This window comes from Variovorax sp. GW821-FHT09B01 (genome assembly GCF_059418345.1).
On the sequence record NZ_JBWKPQ010000011.1, the window covers coordinates 50,957 to 69,714 of the forward strand.

Sequence of the window (18,758 nt, forward strand, 5' to 3'; positions counted from 1 at the left end):
ACATGACCCTCTCCCATCCTTCCGCCGATGGCCTCTGGACCGGCCTGCGCCTCGCGCCAGGCGCCGCACCCGGCATCGAATCGGACGATGCCGCCCTCGTCGTCGCGCAGGGCACGATCCGCTGGGTCGGCGCGCGCGCCGCGCTGCCGGCCGAGTACGCGGCATTGCCCGTGCACGACGGCGGCGGCGCGCTGGCCACGCCGGGCCTGGTCGACTGCCACACCCACCTGGTCTACGGCGGCCAGCGCGCCAACGAGTTCGCGATGCGGCTCGCGGGCGCGAGCTACGAGGAGGTGGCGAAGGCCGGCGGCGGCATTGTCTCCTCGGTGCGCGCCACGCGCGAGGCCGACGAGGACACGCTGTTCGCCCAGGCCGCGCCGCGGCTCGAGGCATTGCTGGCCGACGGCGTCTGCGCGATCGAGATCAAGTCGGGCTACGGCCTCGCGCTCGCGCACGAGCGCAAGCAGCTGCGCGTGGCGCGGCGGCTCGGCGAACACTACGGCGTGACGGTGCGCACCACCTTCCTCGGCGCCCATGCGCTGCCGCCCGAGTACGCGGGCCGCAGCGGCGAGTACGTCGAGCTGGTCTGCCGCGAGATGCTGCCGGCGCTCGCGGCCGAGGGGCTGGTCGACGCGGTCGACGTGTTCTGCGAGCGCATCGCCTTCTCGCTCGACGAAACCGAGCGCGTGTTCCAGGCCGCCCGGGCGCTGGGCCTGCCGGTCAAGCTGCATGCCGAGCAGCTCTCGGACATGGGCGGCGCCGCACTGGCCGCGCGCTACGGCGCGCTGTCCTGCGACCACATCGAGCACCTGTCGGCCGAGGGCATCGAGGCGATGCGCGCGGCCGGCACCGTGGCCGTGCTGCTGCCCGGCGCGTACTACACGCTGCGCGACACCCACCTGCCGCCGATCGAGGCGCTGCGCGCCGCGGGCGTGCCGATGGCGGTCTCGACCGACCACAACCCCGGCACCTCGCCCGCGCTGAGCCTGCTGCTGATGGTCAACATGGCCTGCACCCTGTTCCGCCTCACCGTGCCCGAGGCGCTGGCCGGCGTTACCGTGCATGCGGCGCGCGCGCTCGGCCTCGAGGCCACGCATGGCGCGATCGCCGCGGGCCGGCCCGCGAACTTCGTGCTCTGGTCGGTGCGCGACGCGGCCGAGCTCGCCTACTGGTTCGGCCAGCGACCCGTGCGCACCGTGGTGCGGCAGGGCCGTATCGCCGTCGAAGCCGTGGGAGCTTCGGCATGACGCGCGCGCTGTTCGCGGCCGATGCGCTGCTGCCCACCGGCTGGGCGAAGAACGTGCTGCTGGCATGGAACGCGGCCGGCCAGCTCGTCGAGGCAAGGGCCGGCGCCGACAAGCCCGCCGCTGCCGAGACGGCCGGCGGCCCCGTGATCCCCGGCATGCCCAACCTGCATTCGCATGCCTTCCAGCGCGCCTTCGCGGGCCTGACCGAGCACCGCGCCGAACAGCAGGACAGCTTCTGGAGCTGGCGCACGCTGATGTACCGCTTCGCCGCGCGCCTCGGCCCGCGGCAGATGGAGGACATCGCGACCTGGCTCTATGCCGAGATGCTCGAGGCCGGCTATACCAGCGTCTGCGAGTTCCAGTACGTGCACCACGACGCCGACGGCAAGCCCTATGCCGACGACGCCACGCTGAGCCGCGCGCTGCTGCGCGCCGCCCACAAGACCGGCATCGGCTTCACCCTGCTGCCGGTGCTCTACCAGACCAGCGGCTTCGGCGGCCTGCCGCCCAACGAGGGGCAGCGGCGCTTCATTCGTTCCACCGACTCGATGCTGCGGCTGCTCGAGGCGCTGAAGCCCGCCTGCGACGCGCAGGGCGCGCGGCTCGGCCTCGCGCCGCACTCGCTGCGCGCGGTGCCGCCCGAGGCGTTGCGCGAGGCGCTCGCGGGGCTCGATGCGATCGAGGCCGGCGCGCCGGTCCACATCCACATCGCCGAGCAGACCAAGGAGGTCGACGACTGCATCGCCTGGAGCGGCCAGCGTCCCGTGGCATGGCTGCTCGAGCACGCGCCGGTCGACGCGCGCTGGTGCCTGGTGCATGCCACGCACATGGATGCCGACGAATACCGGCGCGGCGCTCGCAGCGGCGCGGTCGCCGGCCTCTGCCCAACCACCGAGGCCAACCTCGGCGACGGCCTGTTCGACTTCGCGGCCTGGCGCCAGCACGGCGGCGCCTGGGGCCTGGGCTCCGACAGCCACGCCTGCGTCGATGCGGCCGAGGAGCTGCTGATGCTCGAGTACGGCCAGCGCCTGCGCACGCGCCAGCGCAACGTGGGCGCGACCGCGGCGCAGCCGCACGTGGCGACCGCGTTGACCCTGCAGGCGGTGCAGGGCGGCGCGCAGGCCGCGGGCCGCGCCATCGGCGGCCTCGCGGCAGGCCAGCAGGCCGACTTCGTGGTGCTCGACGCGCAGCAGCTCGCGCTGCAGGGGCTGTCGGCGCCCGACATGCTGTCGGCGCACGTCTTCGCGAGCCACCGCACCCGCGCCATCGACGCCGTGTGGGTGGCGGGCCGCCCGCGCGTCGCCGCCGGGCGCCATGCGCTGCATGCCGAGGCCGCGTCCGCCTTCGTGGCCGCGCGCACCCAACTGCTTCAAGACTGAGGAACCCACGCCATGAGCTTCACCACCACCGAACCGGCCTTCCGCTTCCGCCAGGGCACGCGCCCGTTGCTGATCTCGATGCCGCACGTGGGCACCCACGTGCCGGGCGCGCTGCTCGCGCGCTTCACCGAGGAGGCGCGCCATGTGCCCGATACCGACTGGCACCTCGAGCAGCTCTACGACTTCGCCGACGCGCTCGGCGCCTCGGTGCTGGTGGCCACGCACTCGCGCTACGTGATCGACCTCAACCGTCCGCCCGACGGCGCCAGCCTCTACCCGGGCCAGAGCGTCACCGGCCTGTGCCCGGTCGACACCTTCGACGACACGCCGCTGTACGCCGCGGGCGACCTGCCCGGCGAGGCCGAGATCGCCGCGCGCCGCGAGGCGATCTGGCAGCCCTACCACGCGCAGCTCGCGGCCGAGCTGGCCCGCCTGAAGGCCGCGCACGGCACCATCGCGCTGTGGGACGCGCACTCGATCCGCTCGGTGCTGCCGCGCTTCTTCGAAGGCAAGCTGCCCGACCTCAACCTTGGCACTGCCGACGGCAAGAGCTGCGACCCCGCGCTCGCCGCCACCTTGATGGGCATCGCGACGTCGAACCCCGGCTACACCGGCGTGCTCAACGGCCGCTTCAAGGGCGGCCACATCACGCGCCAGTACGGCAATCCCGCGGCCGGCGTGCATGCGGTGCAGCTCGAGATGACGCAATCGAGCTACATGCAGGAGGCGCTGCCCTTCGCCTACCTGCCCCCGGTGGCGGCCGGCGTGCAGCCGCAGGTGCGCCGCATGCTCGAGGCGGTGCTCGACTTCGTCGAAGGCCGCGGGTGAAACAGGAATGAACCGGCAATGAACCAGGAGGCCTTTCTCGCCGCGCTCGGCGAGGCGCTGGGCGCCGGCCAGGTGCTGCGCGGCGAGGCCATCGCCGAGCGCCACCGCAGCGACTGGAGCGGCGTGGCGCCGGTGCTGCCGCTGGCGCTGGTGCGCCCGCGCGACACGCGAGAAGTGTCGGCCGTGCTGCGCATCTGCAGCGAGCACCGCGTGCCCGTGGTGCCGCAGGGCGGGCTCACGGGACTGGCCGGCGCGGCGGTGCCGCGCGCGGATGCGATCGCGCTCTCGCTCGAGCGCATGAACGCCATCGAGTCGCTCGATGCCGCCGCCGGCACGCTGACCGTGCAGGCCGGCGCCACCCTGCAGTCGGTGCAGGAGGCGGCCGCTGCTCGGGGCCTGCTGTTCGGCGTGGACTTCGGCGCGCGCGGCTCGTGCCAGATCGGCGGTGCGCTGTCGACCAACGCGGGCGGCAACGGCGTGCTGCAGTTCGGGATGATGCGCGAGCAGGCGCTGGGCCTGGAGGTGGTGCTGGCCGACGGCCGCGTGCTGCCGATGCTGCGGCCCATGCTCAAGAACAACACCGGCTACGACCTCAAGCAGTTCTTCATCGGTGCCGAGGGCACGCTGGGCGTGATCACGCGCGCGCTGCTGCGGCTGCATCCGGCGCCGCGCGCCAAGGCCACGGCGCTGGTCGCGCTGCCGGACTTCGAGGCCGCGCTGGTGCTGCTGCGCCGGCTCGGCGCGCGCTTTCCGGGCGCGCTCGCGGCCTTCGAGCTGATGTGGCGCGACTTCGTGCAGACCTCGCTGCGCTGGCAGCAGCTGCGCGAGCCCTTCGACGCGGCGCATCCGCTGGTGGCGCTGGTCGACGTGACCGGCGAGGACGAGGCCGCGCTGCGCGAGGCGCTCGAGGCGGCGCTGGCCGGCGCGATGGAGGAGGGCGCGGCGGTCGATGCCGCCATCGCCCAGTCGCAGTCGCAGGCGCGCGCCTTCTGGAAGATCCGCGAGGCCACGGCCGAGCTGCCGGTGCACATGCATCCGCCGATCAACCTCGATGTGAGCCTGCCGATGGCCAGCATCGGCCGCTTCGCCGACGACTGCCGCGCGGCGCTCGATGCGCGCTGGCCCGGGCACCACTCGCTGTTCTTCGGCCACGTGGGCGACAGCAACCTGCACGTGACCACCGACGGCCAGGCCATCGGCGGCGAGGCCGAGGCCTTCGAGCGCATGGTCTACGCGCAGGTCGAGGCCCGCGGCGGCAGCATCTCGGCCGAGCACGGCATCGGCCTGCACAAGAAGCCCTACCTGGGCGCGAGCCGCACTCCCGACGAGCTGGCCGCGATGCGCGCCATCAAGCAGGCGCTCGATCCCCTCCACCTGCTCAACCCCGGCAAGGTATTCGACCTGTGAACACGACCGCCATCCATGCCCTCGCGCGGCCCGAAGTCGCGCCGCTGCCGGCCTACAACGCCGGCCTGTCCTCGGAGGCCGTGCGCGCGCGCTACGGCGTCGACGAGATCGCTCGGCTCGCGAGCAACGAGAACCCCTACGGCGCGAGTCCCGCGGTGGCGCGCGCGCTGGTCGACCTGGCGGCGCGCGCGGGCACCTACCCCGATGCCCACTGCACCGCATTGCGCGCCGCGATCGCCGAACGCTGCGGCGCGCAGCCGTCGGAACTGGTGATCGGCAACGGCTCGGAGGACATCCTCCAGATGCTGTGCCAGGCCTTCCTGGGCCCGGGCGACCGCGTGCTCACGCAGCGCCCGGCCTTCGGCCTGCACGAGATCTATCCGCGCATGATGGGCGCGCAGGTCGAGCTGCTGGCGCTCACGCCCGAACTGGGCTTCGACATCGAGGCCTGGTGCGCGGCGCTCGCGCGCGGCCCCAAGCTGGTGATGCTGGCCAATCCCTCGAACCCGGTCGGCTGCATGTTCGACGCGCGGGACTTCGAGCGCCTGCTGGCCGCCGTGCCCGCGGGCACGCTGCTGGTGGTCGACGAGGCCTACTACGAATACGCGCGGCTCGCGAGCGGCTACCCCGACGTGCTCGCGCGACTGCGCGGCGAAGCAGTGGCCTTCCCGTGGATCGTGCTGCGCACCTTCTCCAAGGCCTGGGGCCTGGCCGGCCTGCGCGTGGGCTACGGCATCGCGTCCGACGCGGCGCTGGTGCAGCTGCTCGACCGCGTGCGCACGCCCTTCAACGTGAACCTCGCGGCGCAGGCCGCGGCGCTCGCGGCCTGGGGCGACGAGGCCTGCATGCAGGCAGCCGTGGAACAGACGGTGCGGCTGCGCGACGCGCTGACCGCGCAACTGCGCGCGCGCGATTGGCCGGGGCTGCGCATCGCGCCCTCGGCGGCCAACTTCCTGTTCATCGACCTGGGCCGGCCCAACGGGCCGGTCAACGAGGCGCTGCTGGCGCGCGGCATCATCGTCAAGCCGTGGAAGGAGCCGGGCTTCGAGCGCTTCATCCGCGTCTCGGTCGGCGCGCCGCACGAGCTCGAGCGCTTCGTCGCGGCGATGGACGCGATCATGTCGAAGGCGCCATGAGGCTCTTTCGCGGCTGGGGCGTCGTCGCGGCGGCCCATGTGCTGCTGGCGCTGGTGTTCGGCGCCGCCTATTCCTTCGGCGCCTTCTTCGCCGGCATCCAGGCCAGCTTCGGCGCCGGCCGCTTCCCGGTCGCCTCGCTGTTCTCGGCCACGGCGCTGCTCTACTACATCGTCGGCGCCTTCTCGGGCGCGCTGGCCGACCGCTTCCCGCTGCGCGCGGTGGTCGGCACCGGCATCGTGCTGCTCGCGGCCGGTTTTGCGCTGGCCAGCCTGGCGCCGTCGCTGGCCGTGCTGTTCGCGCTGTTCGGCCTGTTCGTCGGCTTCGGCGTCGGGCTGGTCTACGTGCCGGCGGTGGCCGCGGTGCAGCGCTGGTTCGTGCGCCGGCGCAGCCGGGCCTCGGGGCTGGCGCTGGCGGGCACCGGGCTCGGCACCTTCGTCGGCCCGGTGACGGCCGGCGCGCTGCAGCAGCACCTGTCGTGGCAGGCCACCATGCAGCTGTTCGCGCTCGGCATCCTGCTGCTCGGCGGCGTGGCGGCCTGGGCGATCCGGGCCCGGCCGCAAGAGCTAGGCCTGCTGCCCGACGGCGACCGGGTGTCCGCGTCGGCGGGCGCGCCCGTCGAGACCGGCCTGCGCTGGCGCGAGGCGGTGCGCGGCGCCTGCTTCTGGTGGTACTTCGCGGCCATCGGCTGGGGCTCGATCGGGCTGTTCGTCGCGCTGGTCCACGTGGCGCCGGCGGCGCAGGGGCTGGGCATCGGCGCGGCCGACGCCACCTTGCTGATCGGACTGATCGGCGTGGGCAACGTCGGCGGCCGGCTGGTGCTCGGCGGGCTCGGCGACCGGCTCGGCGCGCGCCGGCTGCTCTCGCTGCTCACGCTGGCGCTGGCCGCGCTGCACCTGCTGTGGTGGGCGGCCGGCGGCTTCGTTTCGCTGGCGCTGTTCGCGCTGCTGTTCGGCGCAGCCAACGGCGGCTGCATCGCGCTCTACCCGGCGCTGGCGGCGCGCTGGTACGGCACGCGCGCGCTGGGCGCCATCCTCGGCACGCTCTACATCGCGGTCGGCGTGGCCGCCTCGATCGGTGCCAGCGCGGCCGGCCTGCTGTTCGACCTGCGCGGCAGCTACGACCTGGCCATCGGCGCCAGCGGCCTGCTGGCGCTGCTGTCGGTCGGCTGCCTGGCGCGCGCGGCGCGGCACGCGCCGGTCTGAAGTCCCGAAGACCGCTTTGGCGGCGCGGCGCGGGGGCGTTTTCTACAATCCGGACCCATGAAGCCGATCGTCTACACCCGTGCCCAGCAACTGCCCGAGATCCTCGGGCGCCGCATCGCCATCCTCGATGGCGCCATGGGCACCATGATCCAGCGCTTCAAGCTCACCGAGGCCCAGTACCGCGGCGAGCGCTTCAAGGACTTCGAGCGCGACGTGAAGGGCAACAACGAGCTGCTGTCGCTGACCCGGCCCGACGTCATCTCCGACATCCACGAGGGCTACCTCGCGGCCGGCGCCGACCTGATCGAGACCAACACCTTCGGCGCGACCACCATCGCGCAGGAGGACTACAAGATGGCGCACCTGGCGCGCGAGATGAACCTCGAGTCCGCGAAGCTGGCGCGCGCGGCCTGCGACAAGTACTCGACCCCCGACAAGCCGCGCTTCGTGGCCGGCGCCCTCGGCCCGACGCCCAAGACCGCGAGCATCAGCCCCGACGTCAACGATCCGGGCGCGCGCAATGTCGATTTCGAGGCCCTGCGCGCCGCCTACTACGAGCAGACCGAGGCGCTGGTCGAGGGCGGTTCCGACGTGATCCTGGTCGAGACCATCTTCGACACGCTCAACGCCAAGGCCGCGCTGTTCGCCGTCGACGAGTACTTCGAGAACAGCGGCCAGCGCCTGCCGCTGATCATCAGCGGCACCGTGACCGACGCTTCGGGCCGCATCCTCAGCGGCCAGACCGTGACCGCCTTCTGGCACAGCGTGCGCCATGCACGGCCGCTGGCCATCGGCCTGAACTGCGCGCTGGGCGCGGCGCTGATGCGCCCCTACATCCAGGAACTGGCGCGCGTGGCCGACGACACCTTCATCAGCTGCTACCCCAACGCCGGCCTGCCCAATCCGATGAGCGACACCGGCTTCGACGAGACGCCCGACGTGACCTCGCGCCTGCTGCACGAGTTCGCTGCCGAGGGGCTGGTCAACATCGTTGGCGGCTGCTGCGGCACCACGCCGGACCACATCGCGGCCATTGGGCGCGCGGTGTCGCCGGTGGCGGGGCGGCTGCTGAACAATGCGGCCGGGTTCTACAAGGAAGCCGCTTGAGTTCGTTGCGGCCCAGGGCGCTCAGCCTTCGGCCGGCCAGGGGTTGAGCAGCTTCGCGCCGCTTCTCTCGAAATCGCGCAGGTTGCGCGTGACCAGCGTGAAGCCGTGCGCCAGCGCCGTGGCCGCGATCATCGAATCGCGGTAGTCGCGCGGATCGGGAACGTGCATCGGCGCGCACAGCAGTGCGGCTTCCGCCCCGAAAGGAAGAATCCGGCCGTCGAAGGCTTCGCGCAGGGCGTCGAACCAGCGGCGCAGCGATCCACCTTGCGGCGGTGAGCGGCGCTCCATCCGCAGGATGCCCGTCTCGATCTCGAGCACGGTGATCGCGCTCAGGAAGAAATGGCGCTGCGGGATCGAGGCCGCCCAGTCGCGCACGGCGGGCGACGGGTTCGGCTTGCCGTGCCGGAGTTCCGACACGACGTTGGTGTCGAGGACGTACATCAGCCGAGGTCCGGTGTCTTCGGCACGATCTGCGCGCGCGGCGGATCGAAGGGTTCGTCGTCCGTGGCGGGCAGGCTGTCCATGAGGGCGAGCAAGGACTCCTCGGCTTCTCCGCTTTCGCGGCGGTAGTCCTCGATGCGCTGGAGAACGTACTCGGGCACGCCGCGGTTCGTGATGTAGACCGGCCCGTGGGTGGCCGCACGCTTGGCGGCGGCCACGTCGCGGGTGAAGTCCCGGCTGGAAATGCTGGTGATGGTCATGGCAGCTCCCTGGTCTAGTTTGTTTGTATGTTATGACAATCAGCGGGCGCGCGTCAATCCACCCCCATCGACTTGGCCGCCACCCGCTCCCGCGAAATCAACGCCACGAAGCGCTGCGCCCCCAGCCCCAGCGGCCGTTCGCGCGACCACACCACGTCCACCCACAGGTTCAGGCCGTTGCTGAGGTTCTCGAGCGGGATCTCGACCAGCGCGCCCGCCGCCACGTGCGGCCGCACGAAATTGCGCGGCAGCCAGCCCCAGCCGACGCCGGCGGTGATCAGGCTCAGGGCGGCCAGCGCGTTGTCGGTGCGCCAGAGGTGGCGCGCGAACACGCTGCGCGGGTCCATGGCCGTGACGAGGTCGCGGCCGGCCACCACGATCTGGCGGGTGGCGATCAGGTGCTCCTCGCGCAGGCGGCCGCCGGGCGCGGCGGCGAGCACCGGGTGGCCCGGCGCCATCACCGCGACCATGGTGTCGCTGCCCACCTCCTGGAAGCCCTCGCGCCCGTCGAGGCTGGGCCGCTCGAACACCAGCGCGAGCTGGGCCCGGCCGCTGTGCAGCAGCGCCAGCGCGTCGGCCTGCGGCGCGGCCAGCACCTCGACCTGCAGCAGCGGGTACTCGTGCGCCAGCTCGGCCAGCGCGCCGCTCCAGGGCGCGGCCAGCAGCTCGGGCGCGATCGCGAGCGTGAGCCGTTCCTCCAGCCCCTGCGTGAGCGCCAGCGCCTGCGCGTCGAGCTGGCGCAGCTGTGCGGCCAGCGAGCGCGCCTGCGGCTCGAGCGAGCGCGCGGCGGCCGTGGGCCGGGGCTCGCGGCCCTTGCGGTCGAACAGCTGCAGGTCGAGCTCGGCCTCGAGGTGGGCGATGGCCATGCTGACCGCCGACGGCACGCGGCGCAGGGCGCGGGCGGCGGCCGAGAAGGAGCCGTGGTCGATCACGGCCAGGAAGACCTCGACGCTGTCGCTGGAGAAGCTCATGGCCGCCTCATGGGGTCGATCTTTCAATAAAACTGAAACAAGTTGACTTTTTATATCAGCAAGAGACACATAAAGTCGACGGATCGCAGTCACACAACAAGCCAAGAGAGTCCGTCATGCAGGGAATCCAGCGTCGCATCGTCTACATCACCCTCTACGAAGGGATCGCCATCGTGGCCGCCAGCGCCGGGCTGGCGCTGCTGACGGGCGCCGGCCTCGGCCATTCGGGCGCGCTGGCGGTGGCGGCCTCGGTCATCGCGGTGATCTGGAACCTGATCTTCAACAGCCTGTTCGAGCGCTGGGAGGCGCGCCAGGCGGTGCGCGGGCGCAGCCTCAAGCGCCGCATCGCCCATGCGATCGGCTTCGAGGGCGGCCTGATCGGCCTGCTGGTGCCGATGTTCGCCTGGGGCCTGGGCATCTCGCTGTGGCAGGCGCTGGTGATGGACCTGGGGCTGGTGGTCTTCTTCCTGGTCTACACCTTCGTCTTCAACTGGGCCTTCGACCGCGCCTTCGGGCTGCCGGCCTCGGCGGCGCCGGTCGCGCAGGCGGCCTGAGCCTTTCCGGCGGCCCGCGGATACACCCGCGGGCCGTCGGCACGGCCGGCAGCCGGTAAAATCGCCACCCCTTCCAAGGAGCGTTGCAGCGGCGGCGCGCGGGACCCCGGCTCGGGTCCGCGCATCCGCCGTCAGGCTTGGAAGGCGCCTTCTCGCAAAACCCGCCCGGAAGGCCCGGTTGCAACGACGCTCACCTGACGTGTCTTCCCCTGCCCAGGTGAGCCCCATGAGCGATGTCCCCGCGCCTTTCGTTTCTCCCATGAAGCTGTCCGGTCTCGAACCGGTGGCCATCGGCGAGGGATCCCTGTTCGTCAATATCGGCGAGCGCACCAACGTCACCGGTTCCAAGGCCTTCGCGCGCATGATCCTCAACGGCCAGTTCGAGGAGGCGCTGGCGGTCGCGCGCCAGCAGGTCGAGAACGGCGCGCAGGTGATCGACATCAACATGGACGAGGCCATGCTCGACAGCAAGGCCGCGATGGTGCGCTTCCTCAACCTGATCGCCAGCGAACCCGACATCGCGCGCGTGCCGGTGATGGTCGACAGCTCGAAGTGGGAAGTGATCGAGGCCGGCCTGCGCTGCATCCAGGGCAAGGGCATCGTCAACTCGATCTCCATGAAGGAGGGCGTGGACAAGTTCAAGCACGAGGCGAAGCTCGTGAAGCGCTACGGCGCGGCCGCCGTGGTGATGGCCTTCGACGAGAAGGGCCAGGCCGATACCTACGAGCGCAAGGTCGAGATCTGCGAGCGCGCCTACCGCATCCTGGTCGACGAGGTGGGCTTCCCGCCCGAGGACATCATCTTCGACCCGAACATCTTCGCGATCGCCACCGGCATCGAGGAGCACGACAACTACGCGGTCGACTTCATCAACGCCGTGCGCTGGATCAAGCAGAACCTGCCGGGCGCCAAGGTCTCGGGCGGGGTGTCGAACGTGAGCTTCAGCTTCCGCGGCAACGACCCGGTGCGCGAGGCGATCCACACCGTGTTCCTGTACCACGCGATCCAGGCCGGCATGGACATGGGCATCGTCAACGCCGGCATGGTCGGCGTCTACGACGACCTCGAGCCCGAGCTGCGCGAGCGCGTGGAGGACGTGGTGCTCAACCGCCGTCCCGACGCCGGCGAGCGCCTCGTCGAAGTGGCCGAGAGCGCCAAGAGCGGCGCCAAGGACGACAGCAAGAAGCTCGAGTGGCGCGGCACGCCCGAGCAGCCGGTGCACGTCAACCAGCGGCTGTCGCACGCGATGGTGCACGGCATCACCGACTTCATCGTGGAAGACACCGAGGAGGCCTACCAGCAGATCCTCGCCAAGGGCGGCCGTCCGCTGCACGTGATCGAGGGCCCGCTGATGGACGGCATGAACATCGTGGGCGACCTGTTCGGCCAGGGCAAGATGTTCCTGCCGCAGGTGGTGAAGTCGGCGCGCGTGATGAAGTCGGCCGTGGCCCACCTCATCCCCTACATCGAGGAAGAGAAGCGCCAGGACGAGGCCGCGGGCCGCGACGTGCGCACCAAGGGCAAGATCATCATCGCCACCGTGAAGGGCGACGTGCACGACATCGGCAAGAACATCGTCACCGTCGTGCTCCAGTGCAACAACTTCGAGGTGGTGAACATGGGCGTGATGGTCCCGTGCCACGAGATCCTCGCCAAGGCGAAGGTCGAGGGCGCGGACATCGTGGGCCTGTCGGGCCTGATCACGCCGAGCCTGGAAGAGATGCAGTACGTGGCCGGCGAGATGCAGAAGGACGACCATTTCCGCATCAAGAAGATCCCGCTCCTGATCGGCGGCGCCACCACCAGCCGCGTGCACACGGCCGTGAAGATCGCGCCGCACTACGAAGGCCCGGTGGTCTACGTCCCCGACGCCTCGCGCAGCGTGAGCGTGGCGCAGTCGCTGCTGAGCGACCAGGCCGCGGCCTACATCGGCGAGATCAACGCCGACTACGAGAAGGTGCGCACGCAGCACGCCAACAAGAAGCAGGTGCCGCTGTGGCCGCTGGCCAGGGCGCGCGCCAACAAGACGCCCATCGACTGGTCGAGCTACGTGCCGCCCGCGCCCAAGTTCATCGGCCGGCGCGTGTTCCGCAACTTCGACCTGACCGAGCTCGCGAAGTACATCGACTGGGGCCCGTTCTTCCAGACCTGGGACCTCGCGGGGCCGTTCCCGGCCATCCTCAAGGACGAGATCGTCGGCACCGAGGCCGTGCGCGTCTACGCCGACGGCCAGCGCATGCTCAAGCGCCTGATCGAGGGCCGCTGGCTCAGCGCGAGCGGCGTGGTCGGCTTCTGGCCGGCCAACACCGAGAACGACGACGACATCGTGCTCTACACCGACGAGTCGCGCAGCGAGGCCGCGCTCACCTGGTACGGCCTGCGCCAGCAGACCGAGAAGCAGGAGATCGAGGGCACGATGCGCCCGAGCCGCTGCCTGGCCGACTTCGTCGCGCCGCGCGACAGCGGCCTGAAGGACTACGTGGGCATGTTCGCCGTGACCGCGGGCCTGGGCGTGGAGAAGAAGGAGAAGTACTTCGTCGACGACCTCGACGACTACTCCGCGATCATGCTCAAGGCGCTGGCCGACCGGTTGGCCGAGGCCTTCGCCGAGGCCATGCACCACCGCGTGCGCACCGACCTCTGGGGCTACGCGGCCGACGAGGCGCTGAGCAACGAGCAGATGATCGCCGAGAAGTACCGCGGCATCCGCCCCGCGCCCGGCTACCCGGCCTGCCCCGACCACAGCGTGAAGAAGCCGATGTTCGACCTCCTGAACTGCACGGACATTGGCATGAGCCTGACCGAAAGCCTCGCTATGATGCCGGCCGCCAGCGTGTCGGGGTTCTACCTCGGGCACCCCGACAGCACGTACTTCAACGTAGGCAAAATCGGCCATGACCAGCTGCAGGACCAGGCGGTGCGCCGCAAGGCGAGCGAATCCGAACTGGAGCGGCTGCTGGCGCCCAACCTCTGACGGCGCGCGGCGGGCCCTTCCGTTCCCCCGCGCCGCCGCCATCCACGCCGCCCGCCCCGCGGGCCGCTGAACCGATCCAGGCTTCCGGGGGATTCCCATTCAGACACTGCTCTTCATCCTCGCGCACCACGCGGCGCTGGCGCTCTTCGTGGCCGGCGCCTGGGGCTTCGGCGCCACCGTGCTGGCGCGCTTCGGGGCGCCCGCGCGGCGCGACGCCTGGCTCGAGGGCGCGATCGCGACCACGCTCGGCGTCGGCCTGTTCATCGTGGCCTTCCAGGCGCTGGCGATCGCCGGTGCGCTGCGCCAGGGCGCGGTGCTCGCGCTGCTGGGCGCCGGCATCGTGCTGGCGCTGCTGCGGCTGCCCGGCTGGCGCCGCGAGCTGAAGGCGCGCGCCGCGCTCGCGCCCGCGCAGCCGGCGCCGACCCTCGGCGAGAAGTGCGCGTTCGCCGCGCTGCTGCTCGTGGGCCTGCCCACGCTGTTCTCGCCGCTGGCGCCGCCGGTGGCCTTCGACGAGGTGATGTACCACCTGCCGTATGCGCGCCAGGTCGCGCAAAGCGGCACGCTGGGCGTCTACGAGTGGCTGCGCTACCCCTGGTTCCCCTACAACTACGACCTGCTCTACGCCGCCGCGCTGACGGTCTACGACGACGTCTTCACCCACTTCATCCACGGCCTCGCGGGCTGGCTGTCGGTGCTGATGATCCATCGCCTCGGCCGGCTGCACGCCAACCGCTACATCGCCTGCCTGGGCGCCGGCATCTGGCTCGCGCTGGGCGACTATCCCAACTCGTACATCGACATGGGCGTGGCGCTGTTCGTGCTCGCGGCCTTCGTCGCGCTGTGGTGGTGGGACGAAGGCCACGTGCTCGAACCGGCGCCCGGCGCAGCGCGCCACGGGCGCGCGCGCTGGTTGCTGCTGGCCGCCTTCTTCCTCGGCGTGGCGGCGGGCTCCAAGTACCAGGCGCTGATCTTCCTGCCGCTGGTGGCGGTGTTCGTGGCGCGGCGCGAGCGCCGGCCGCTGCCGTGGCTCGCGGCCCTCGCGCTGTTCCTGGTGCCGTGCATCTACTGGTATGCGCGCAACTACCTGCAGACCGGCGATCCCTTCAACCCGATCGGCGCGCGCGTGTTCGGCTTCACCAACTGGAACATGGCCGACTACACGCAGCAGCTGGCCGACGTGCGCGACCACGCCAACATGCCCAACGGCCTGTTCTGGCCGCTGCTGCTGGTGCCGTTCAGCCCGCTGTGGCGCCCGGGTCCGGTGCGCGCGGCCTTCGTGTTCTGCCTCTACTCGCTGGTGATCTGGGTCGCGACCTCGCGCTATCCGCGCTACATGATGGCCTCGTTCCCGTTGCTCGCGCTGATGGCCGCCGTGGGCTGGCACACGCTGCTGGGCTGGGCCGGTGCCTTCGTGCGGCGCCGGCTGCCGGCGCTCGCGCGCGGGCGCACGCCGGGCGTCTTCGGCGGGCTGCTGATGGTGGTGCTCGCGGGCTTCGCGCTCGCGCATTCGGTGCGCGACGTGCGCATGATCTCGCCCACGCCCGCCTCGCGCGAAGCCTTCCTCACCCAACGCGTGCCCGGCTACGAGGTGCTGAGCCAGCTGCGCGCCAACCCCGTGGGCCGGCTCTATCAGGTCGGCCTCAACGACTCGATCTACTTCGCGCCCAACCCGGTGTGGGGCGACATCTTCGGGCCCTTCCGCTATTCGGACTACCTGTACCTGCCGGCCGACCAGCTCGCGCGCAAGCTGGCCTCGCAGCAGTTCGGCTCGATCGTGATCCAGACCGCGCTCGCGCCCTATGTCCACACCAAGCCCGACTTCGACAAGTACTTCAGCCTGATCGTCGAGAAGGACGGTGTGAAGGCCTACCGCATACTCGCGCCCACGCCATGACGACCGCCGACCGCCTCGCTTCCCCCACGGCCGCCGCCGCGCTCTCGCCGCTGCCGCCGGCGCTGCGCATCGCCGCCATCATCCCCTGCTACAACGAGGCGCTGGCCATTCCCAAGGTGGTGGCCGACTTCCGTGCCGACCTGCCCGAGGCGCAGATCCACATCTTCGACAACAACTCCACCGACGGCACCGCCGAGGTCGCGCGCGCCCATGGCGCGCACGTCGTGCACGTGCCGCTGCGCGGCAAGGGCAACGTGGTGCGGCGCATGTTCGCCGACGTCGAGGCCGACATCTACGTCATGGTCGACGGCGATGCCACTTACGACCTCTCGACGGTGCGCGAGATGATCCGCATGCTGGTCGAGCAGAAGCTCGACATGGTGGTGGGCGCGCGCGTCGACGACCAGACCGATGCCCAGACCTACCGTCGCGGCCATCGGCTGGGCAACCAGATGCTGACCGGCGCGGTCGCGGGCCTGTTCGGCGGCAGCTTCACCGACATGCTGTCGGGCTTTCGCGTCTTCTCGCGCCGCTACGTGAAGTCCTTTCCCGCGCTGGCCAAGGGCTTCGAAATCGAGACCGAGCTGACCGTGCACGCGCTCGAACTGCGCATGCCCTATGCCGAGGTGCCCTCGGTCTATCGCTCGCGGCCCGAGGGCTCGGTGAGCAAGCTGTCGACCTACCGCGACGGCTGGCGCATCCTCGTCACCATCTCCAAGCTGTTCGTGAGCGAGCGGCCGCTGATGTTCTTCGCGATCCTCGCGGGCCTGCTCGCGCTGGCCTCGGTGGGGCTCGCGATCCCGCTCGCGATGACCTTCTGGGAGACCGGCCTGGTGCCGCGCCTGCCCACGGCCGTGCTGGCCACCGGCCTGATGCTCAGCGCGATGCTCGCGCTGGTCTGCGGCGCGGTGCTGCACACCGTGACCATCGGCCGGCAGGAGGCCAAGCGGTTGCGCTACCTCGCCATGCCCGCGGCCGGGTCGGCCTCGTGGCAAGACGGCGCCTGCGGTTGAGCCGATGAAGCAGGCCGGGCGCCAGTTCCTGCTGTTCGCCGTGGCCGGCGTGGTGGGCTTCGGCGTCGACGTGGCGGTGCTGTACCTCGCCGCGCCGCTGCTGGGCTGGTACGGCGCGCGCGTGCTGTCCTTCCTCGCGGCCGCCACCACCACCTGGGTGATGAACCGCCACCTGGCCTTCGGCGACCGTCATTCCGAGACCACGGTGTGGCGTGAATATGCGAGCTACCTCGCGACCATGCTCGGCGGCGCGGTCGTGAACTACGGCGCCTACGTGCTGGTGCTGCATTCGGCGAGCGGCCGCTGGGCGCCGATGCTCGGCGTGGCCGTGGGCAGCGGCGCGGGCATGGTCGTGAACTTCTTCGCCGCGCGCTACCTGGTCTTCAAGGCGCGGCGCTCGCCCTGAGCGCAGCGCGCCTCAGTGCGCGCCCGACACCACCACCGGAATCTCGGTCGCTGGCGGCGTGTTGCGGCTGCGGCCGCAGCGCACGATGCCGTCGATCATCACCATGCCCACGCCCGGGATGTCGCCGAGCTGCACGCTCTCGAGCAGGCCCGGCGCGGGCGAATGCTGCGCGCGGTCCATGAAGACGAAATCGGCGTCGCGGCCGATCTCGATCAGGCCGCAGTTGAGCTTGCGGATCTTCGCGGTGTTGCCGGTGGCGAAGCAGAACACCAGCTCGGCCGGGATGTTCGCGATCGACGACAGCATCGCGACCATGCGCAGGATGCCCAGCGGCTGGACGCCCGAGCCCGCGGGGCCGTCGGTGCCGAGGATCACGCGGTGCGGGCACTTGAGCTCGAGCGCCGCCTTGGCCGCCGCGATCGCCACCTTCTCGTTGCCGTTGTGCACGATCTCGATCGCGCGCGAGCTCTTCTCGCAGAGCTCGCACACGTGGGCCTCGGGCAGAGAGGTGTGGCCGCCGTTGATGTGGCCGATGACGTCGGCATCGGCCTCGAGCACCACGTCCTTGTCGATCAGGCCCGAGCCCGGGATCGAGGGGCCGCCCGTGTGGATCGTGCTCTGGATGCCGTACTTGCGCGCCCAGGCCACCATCTCCTTGGCCTCGTAGCCGGCCTTCACCGAACCCAGGCCGACCTCGCCGAGCAGGCCCACGCCGGCCTCGGCGAGTTCCTTGAAGTCGCTCTCGACCATGCCCTTCTCGATCACCGGCGCGCCGGCCAGCACCTTCACGCCGCCGGGGCGGAAGTTGTCGAAGGCGCGCTGCGCCGTGATGGCCAGGGCCTTCAGGCCCACGATGTCCTTGGGGCGGCCAGGCAGGTGCACCTCGCCGGCCGAGATCATGGTGGTCACGCCGCCGTGCATGGTGGAGTCGATCCAGCCGATCTGGCCCTGGCGCGGCGTCCAGTCGCCGAACACCGGGTGCACGTGGCTGTCGATCAGGCCGGGCGCGACGCAGGTCCGGCGCGCGTCGATGACGGTCTTCGCGCCCTCGATGTCGCAATCCTTCTGCTTGCCGATGGCGACGATCAGGCCGTCGTTCACCACGATGGTGTCGGCGTCGAGGATGGGCTTGTCGATGTCGCCCGAGAGCAGCAGCCCTATGTTCTGGATGACGACCTTGCCCGACTTTCCGCTGCTCGCGATTTCTGCCATTTCGTGTTGTCCTCGTCGTGGGGGGGAGTGTTGTTGTCCTGCAGATCGTCCGCGCGCACGGTGCGCAGCACGGTCTCGATCACGAAGTCTTCCCAGTGCCGGATCGCGTCCGGCGACTCCAGCGGCTCGCCGAGGAAGGCCGTGAGCGTGTGGCGGTTGGAGGTATAGAAATAGCCGGTGGACGCGATCAGCAGGTAGATGTCGCGCGCCACGAGGTCCTTGCGGAACAGCCCCTGGGCCGCGCCGCTCGCGAGGATCTCCGAGATGATCGCCACCGCCCGCGACGAATACTCGCGCGCGCGCAGCGACTTCGAGATGTGCCGGCCCTTGTGCAGGTTCTCGGTGTTGAGCAGCGTCACGAACTCGGGGTTCTTGCGGTAGTAGCCGAGCACGAAGCGGATCACTTCGGTGAGCGCCTCCACCGGGCGCGAGGCATCGAGCGCGATCGCGGCCTCGGCGTCGTCCATGCGCTGGTAGATGCCTTCGAGCACCGCGATGAACAGGCCTTCCTTGCTGCCGAAGTAGTAGTAGATCATCCGGTCGTACGACTTGGCGGCCTTGGAGATCTTCTCCACGCTGCCGCCGTCGTAGCCGTACTTGGCGAACACCTTGGTCGCCGACTTGAGGATGCTGTCGCGCGTGGCCTGGGCCGCGGCCTCGCGCACGCCGGTGCGGCGCTGGGGCTTGGGCTTGGTGATGGAGCGGCTGTCGGCCATCGATCGCGCGG

Annotated in this window: 17 protein-coding genes and 1 riboswitch; of the genes, 12 read left to right on the forward strand and 5 right to left on the reverse strand. The window is 70.9% G+C overall.

All coding sequences use genetic code 11. The features are described from left to right. Nucleotides 1-2 precede the first annotated feature (2 nt). The 7 genes from hutI to AC07RV_RS26650 are packed head-to-tail and all read left to right on the forward strand — an operon-like array spanning nucleotide 3 to nucleotide 8,306. Complete coding sequence (gene hutI, locus AC07RV_RS26620; protein WP_296781962.1) at nucleotides 3-1,247, forward strand: imidazolonepropionase; 1,245 nt, start codon at nucleotides 3-5, stop codon at nucleotides 1,245-1,247. Next, the gene (locus AC07RV_RS26625; RefSeq protein ID WP_296781961.1) at nucleotides 1,244-2,626 is read left to right on the forward strand and encodes a formimidoylglutamate deiminase; all 1,383 of its coding nucleotides are present in this window, start codon (nucleotides 1,244-1,246) and stop codon (nucleotides 2,624-2,626) included. Before hutI ends, AC07RV_RS26625 begins: the two co-directional genes overlap by 4 nt. Before the next feature lie 12 nt (nucleotides 2,627-2,638). Further along, nucleotides 2,639-3,454 (forward strand): N-formylglutamate deformylase, encoded by an 816-nt coding sequence (gene hutG / locus AC07RV_RS26630; RefSeq protein ID WP_296781960.1) that lies wholly within the window; start codon nucleotides 2,639-2,641, stop codon nucleotides 3,452-3,454. 18 nt (nucleotides 3,455-3,472) lie between these two features. Beyond that, nucleotides 3,473-4,861 carry an FAD-binding oxidoreductase gene (locus AC07RV_RS26635; RefSeq protein WP_296781959.1) on the forward strand — a complete coding sequence of 463 codons (1,389 nt, stop codon included), beginning with the start codon at nucleotides 3,473-3,475 and terminating at the stop codon, nucleotides 4,859-4,861. Next, nucleotides 4,858-5,997: a histidinol-phosphate transaminase gene (locus tag AC07RV_RS26640; RefSeq protein ID WP_296781958.1), complete on the forward strand. Its 1,140-nt coding sequence runs from the start codon at nucleotides 4,858-4,860 to the stop codon at nucleotides 5,995-5,997. The genes AC07RV_RS26635 and AC07RV_RS26640 overlap by 4 nt, the downstream gene beginning before the upstream one ends. Next, nucleotides 5,994-7,199 (forward strand): MFS transporter, encoded by a 1,206-nt coding sequence (locus AC07RV_RS26645; RefSeq protein WP_296781957.1) that lies wholly within the window; start codon nucleotides 5,994-5,996, stop codon nucleotides 7,197-7,199. Before AC07RV_RS26640 ends, AC07RV_RS26645 begins: the two co-directional genes overlap by 4 nt. Nucleotides 7,200-7,256: 57 nt before the next feature. Further along, nucleotides 7,257-8,306, forward strand: a complete 1,050-nt coding sequence (locus tag AC07RV_RS26650; protein WP_296781956.1) for a homocysteine S-methyltransferase family protein — start codon at nucleotides 7,257-7,259, stop codon at nucleotides 8,304-8,306. Between the two features lie 21 nt (nucleotides 8,307-8,327). Here AC07RV_RS26650 and AC07RV_RS26655 read toward each other — a convergent pair whose 3' ends face one another. The 3 genes from AC07RV_RS26655 to AC07RV_RS26665 are packed head-to-tail and all read right to left on the reverse strand — an operon-like array spanning nucleotide 8,328 to nucleotide 9,978. After that, on the reverse strand, nucleotides 8,328-8,747 hold the full coding sequence (locus AC07RV_RS26655; RefSeq protein WP_296781955.1) for a type II toxin-antitoxin system VapC family toxin: 420 nt from the start codon (nucleotides 8,745-8,747) through the stop codon (nucleotides 8,328-8,330). Continuing rightward, nucleotides 8,747-9,007, reverse strand: coding sequence for a type II toxin-antitoxin system Phd/YefM family antitoxin (locus AC07RV_RS26660; protein WP_296781954.1), 261 nt, complete (start codon nucleotides 9,005-9,007; stop codon nucleotides 8,747-8,749). The genes AC07RV_RS26655 and AC07RV_RS26660 overlap by 1 nt, the downstream gene beginning before the upstream one ends. A 53-nt stretch (nucleotides 9,008-9,060) precedes the next feature. Further along, nucleotides 9,061-9,978: a LysR family transcriptional regulator gene (locus AC07RV_RS26665; RefSeq protein ID WP_296781953.1), complete on the reverse strand. Its 918-nt coding sequence runs from the start codon at nucleotides 9,976-9,978 to the stop codon at nucleotides 9,061-9,063. Between the two features lie 116 nt (nucleotides 9,979-10,094). On the opposite strand from AC07RV_RS26665, the gene AC07RV_RS26670 reads away from it, so the two are divergent. From AC07RV_RS26670 to AC07RV_RS26690, 5 genes are all read left to right on the forward strand, one after another. Next, the gene (locus AC07RV_RS26670) at nucleotides 10,095-10,532 is read left to right on the forward strand and encodes a PACE efflux transporter (protein ID WP_093343867.1); all 438 of its coding nucleotides are present in this window, start codon (nucleotides 10,095-10,097) and stop codon (nucleotides 10,530-10,532) included. A 69-nt stretch (nucleotides 10,533-10,601) separates the two neighbouring features. Beyond that, nucleotides 10,602-10,731, forward strand: a riboswitch (S-adenosyl-L-homocysteine riboswitch). A 60-nt stretch (nucleotides 10,732-10,791) separates the two neighbouring features. Continuing rightward, on the forward strand, nucleotides 10,792-13,506 hold the full coding sequence (gene metH / locus AC07RV_RS26675) for a methionine synthase (RefSeq protein WP_296781952.1): 2,715 nt from the start codon (nucleotides 10,792-10,794) through the stop codon (nucleotides 13,504-13,506). Between the two features lie 148 nt (nucleotides 13,507-13,654). Then, on the forward strand, nucleotides 13,655-15,400 hold the full coding sequence (locus tag AC07RV_RS26680) for an ArnT family glycosyltransferase (RefSeq protein WP_296781951.1): 1,746 nt from the start codon (nucleotides 13,655-13,657) through the stop codon (nucleotides 15,398-15,400). After that, nucleotides 15,397-16,413: a glycosyltransferase family 2 protein gene (locus AC07RV_RS26685; RefSeq protein ID WP_296781950.1), complete on the forward strand. Its 1,017-nt coding sequence runs from the start codon at nucleotides 15,397-15,399 to the stop codon at nucleotides 16,411-16,413. The genes AC07RV_RS26680 and AC07RV_RS26685 overlap by 4 nt, the downstream gene beginning before the upstream one ends. Before the next feature lie 4 nt (nucleotides 16,414-16,417). Then, a complete protein-coding gene (locus tag AC07RV_RS26690; protein WP_296781949.1) occupies nucleotides 16,418-16,819 on the forward strand; it encodes a GtrA family protein in 402 nt (133 codons plus the stop codon). Between the two features lie 12 nt (nucleotides 16,820-16,831). Here AC07RV_RS26690 and AC07RV_RS26695 read toward each other — a convergent pair whose 3' ends face one another. Beyond that, complete coding sequence (locus tag AC07RV_RS26695) at nucleotides 16,832-18,031, reverse strand: amidohydrolase family protein (protein WP_296781948.1); 1,200 nt, start codon at nucleotides 18,029-18,031, stop codon at nucleotides 16,832-16,834. Beyond that, nucleotides 17,977-18,747: a TetR/AcrR family transcriptional regulator gene (locus AC07RV_RS26700; RefSeq protein WP_057593424.1), complete on the reverse strand. Its 771-nt coding sequence runs from the start codon at nucleotides 18,745-18,747 to the stop codon at nucleotides 17,977-17,979. The genes AC07RV_RS26695 and AC07RV_RS26700 overlap by 55 nt, the downstream gene beginning before the upstream one ends. Nucleotides 18,748-18,758: the final 11 nt, after the last annotated feature.

What these genes read in the sequence shown, in the direction of transcription:
- AC07RV_RS26625 (WP_296781961.1), top strand. Translation starts at nt 1,244, where the DNA reads ATGACGCGCGCGCTGTTCGCGGCCGATGCGCTGCTGCCCACCGGCTGG.
- AC07RV_RS26645 (WP_296781957.1), top strand. Translation starts at nt 5,994, where the DNA reads ATGAGGCTCTTTCGCGGCTGGGGCGTCGTCGCGGCGGCCCATGTGCTG.
- AC07RV_RS26655 (WP_296781955.1), bottom strand. Translation starts at nt 8,747, where the DNA reads ATGTACGTCCTCGACACCAACGTCGTGTCGGAACTCCGGCACGGCAAG.
- AC07RV_RS26635 (WP_296781959.1), top strand. Translation starts at nt 3,473, where the DNA reads ATGAACCAGGAGGCCTTTCTCGCCGCGCTCGGCGAGGCGCTGGGCGCC.
- AC07RV_RS26690 (WP_296781949.1), top strand. Translation starts at nt 16,418, where the DNA reads ATGAAGCAGGCCGGGCGCCAGTTCCTGCTGTTCGCCGTGGCCGGCGTG.
- AC07RV_RS26685 (WP_296781950.1), top strand. Translation starts at nt 15,397, where the DNA reads ATGACGACCGCCGACCGCCTCGCTTCCCCCACGGCCGCCGCCGCGCTC.
- AC07RV_RS26660 (WP_296781954.1), bottom strand. Translation starts at nt 9,007, where the DNA reads ATGACCATCACCAGCATTTCCAGCCGGGACTTCACCCGCGACGTGGCC.
- hutG (WP_296781960.1), top strand. Translation starts at nt 2,639, where the DNA reads ATGAGCTTCACCACCACCGAACCGGCCTTCCGCTTCCGCCAGGGCACG.
- AC07RV_RS26695 (WP_296781948.1), bottom strand. Translation starts at nt 18,031, where the DNA reads ATGGCAGAAATCGCGAGCAGCGGAAAGTCGGGCAAGGTCGTCATCCAG.
- metH (WP_296781952.1), top strand. Translation starts at nt 10,792, where the DNA reads ATGAAGCTGTCCGGTCTCGAACCGGTGGCCATCGGCGAGGGATCCCTG.
- AC07RV_RS26670 (WP_093343867.1), top strand. Translation starts at nt 10,095, where the DNA reads ATGCAGGGAATCCAGCGTCGCATCGTCTACATCACCCTCTACGAAGGG.
- AC07RV_RS26665 (WP_296781953.1), bottom strand. Translation starts at nt 9,978, where the DNA reads ATGAGCTTCTCCAGCGACAGCGTCGAGGTCTTCCTGGCCGTGATCGAC.
- AC07RV_RS26700 (WP_057593424.1), bottom strand. Translation starts at nt 18,747, where the DNA reads ATGGCCGACAGCCGCTCCATCACCAAGCCCAAGCCCCAGCGCCGCACC.
- AC07RV_RS26650 (WP_296781956.1), top strand. Translation starts at nt 7,257, where the DNA reads ATGAAGCCGATCGTCTACACCCGTGCCCAGCAACTGCCCGAGATCCTC.
- hutI (WP_296781962.1), top strand. Translation starts at nt 3, where the DNA reads ATGACCCTCTCCCATCCTTCCGCCGATGGCCTCTGGACCGGCCTGCGC.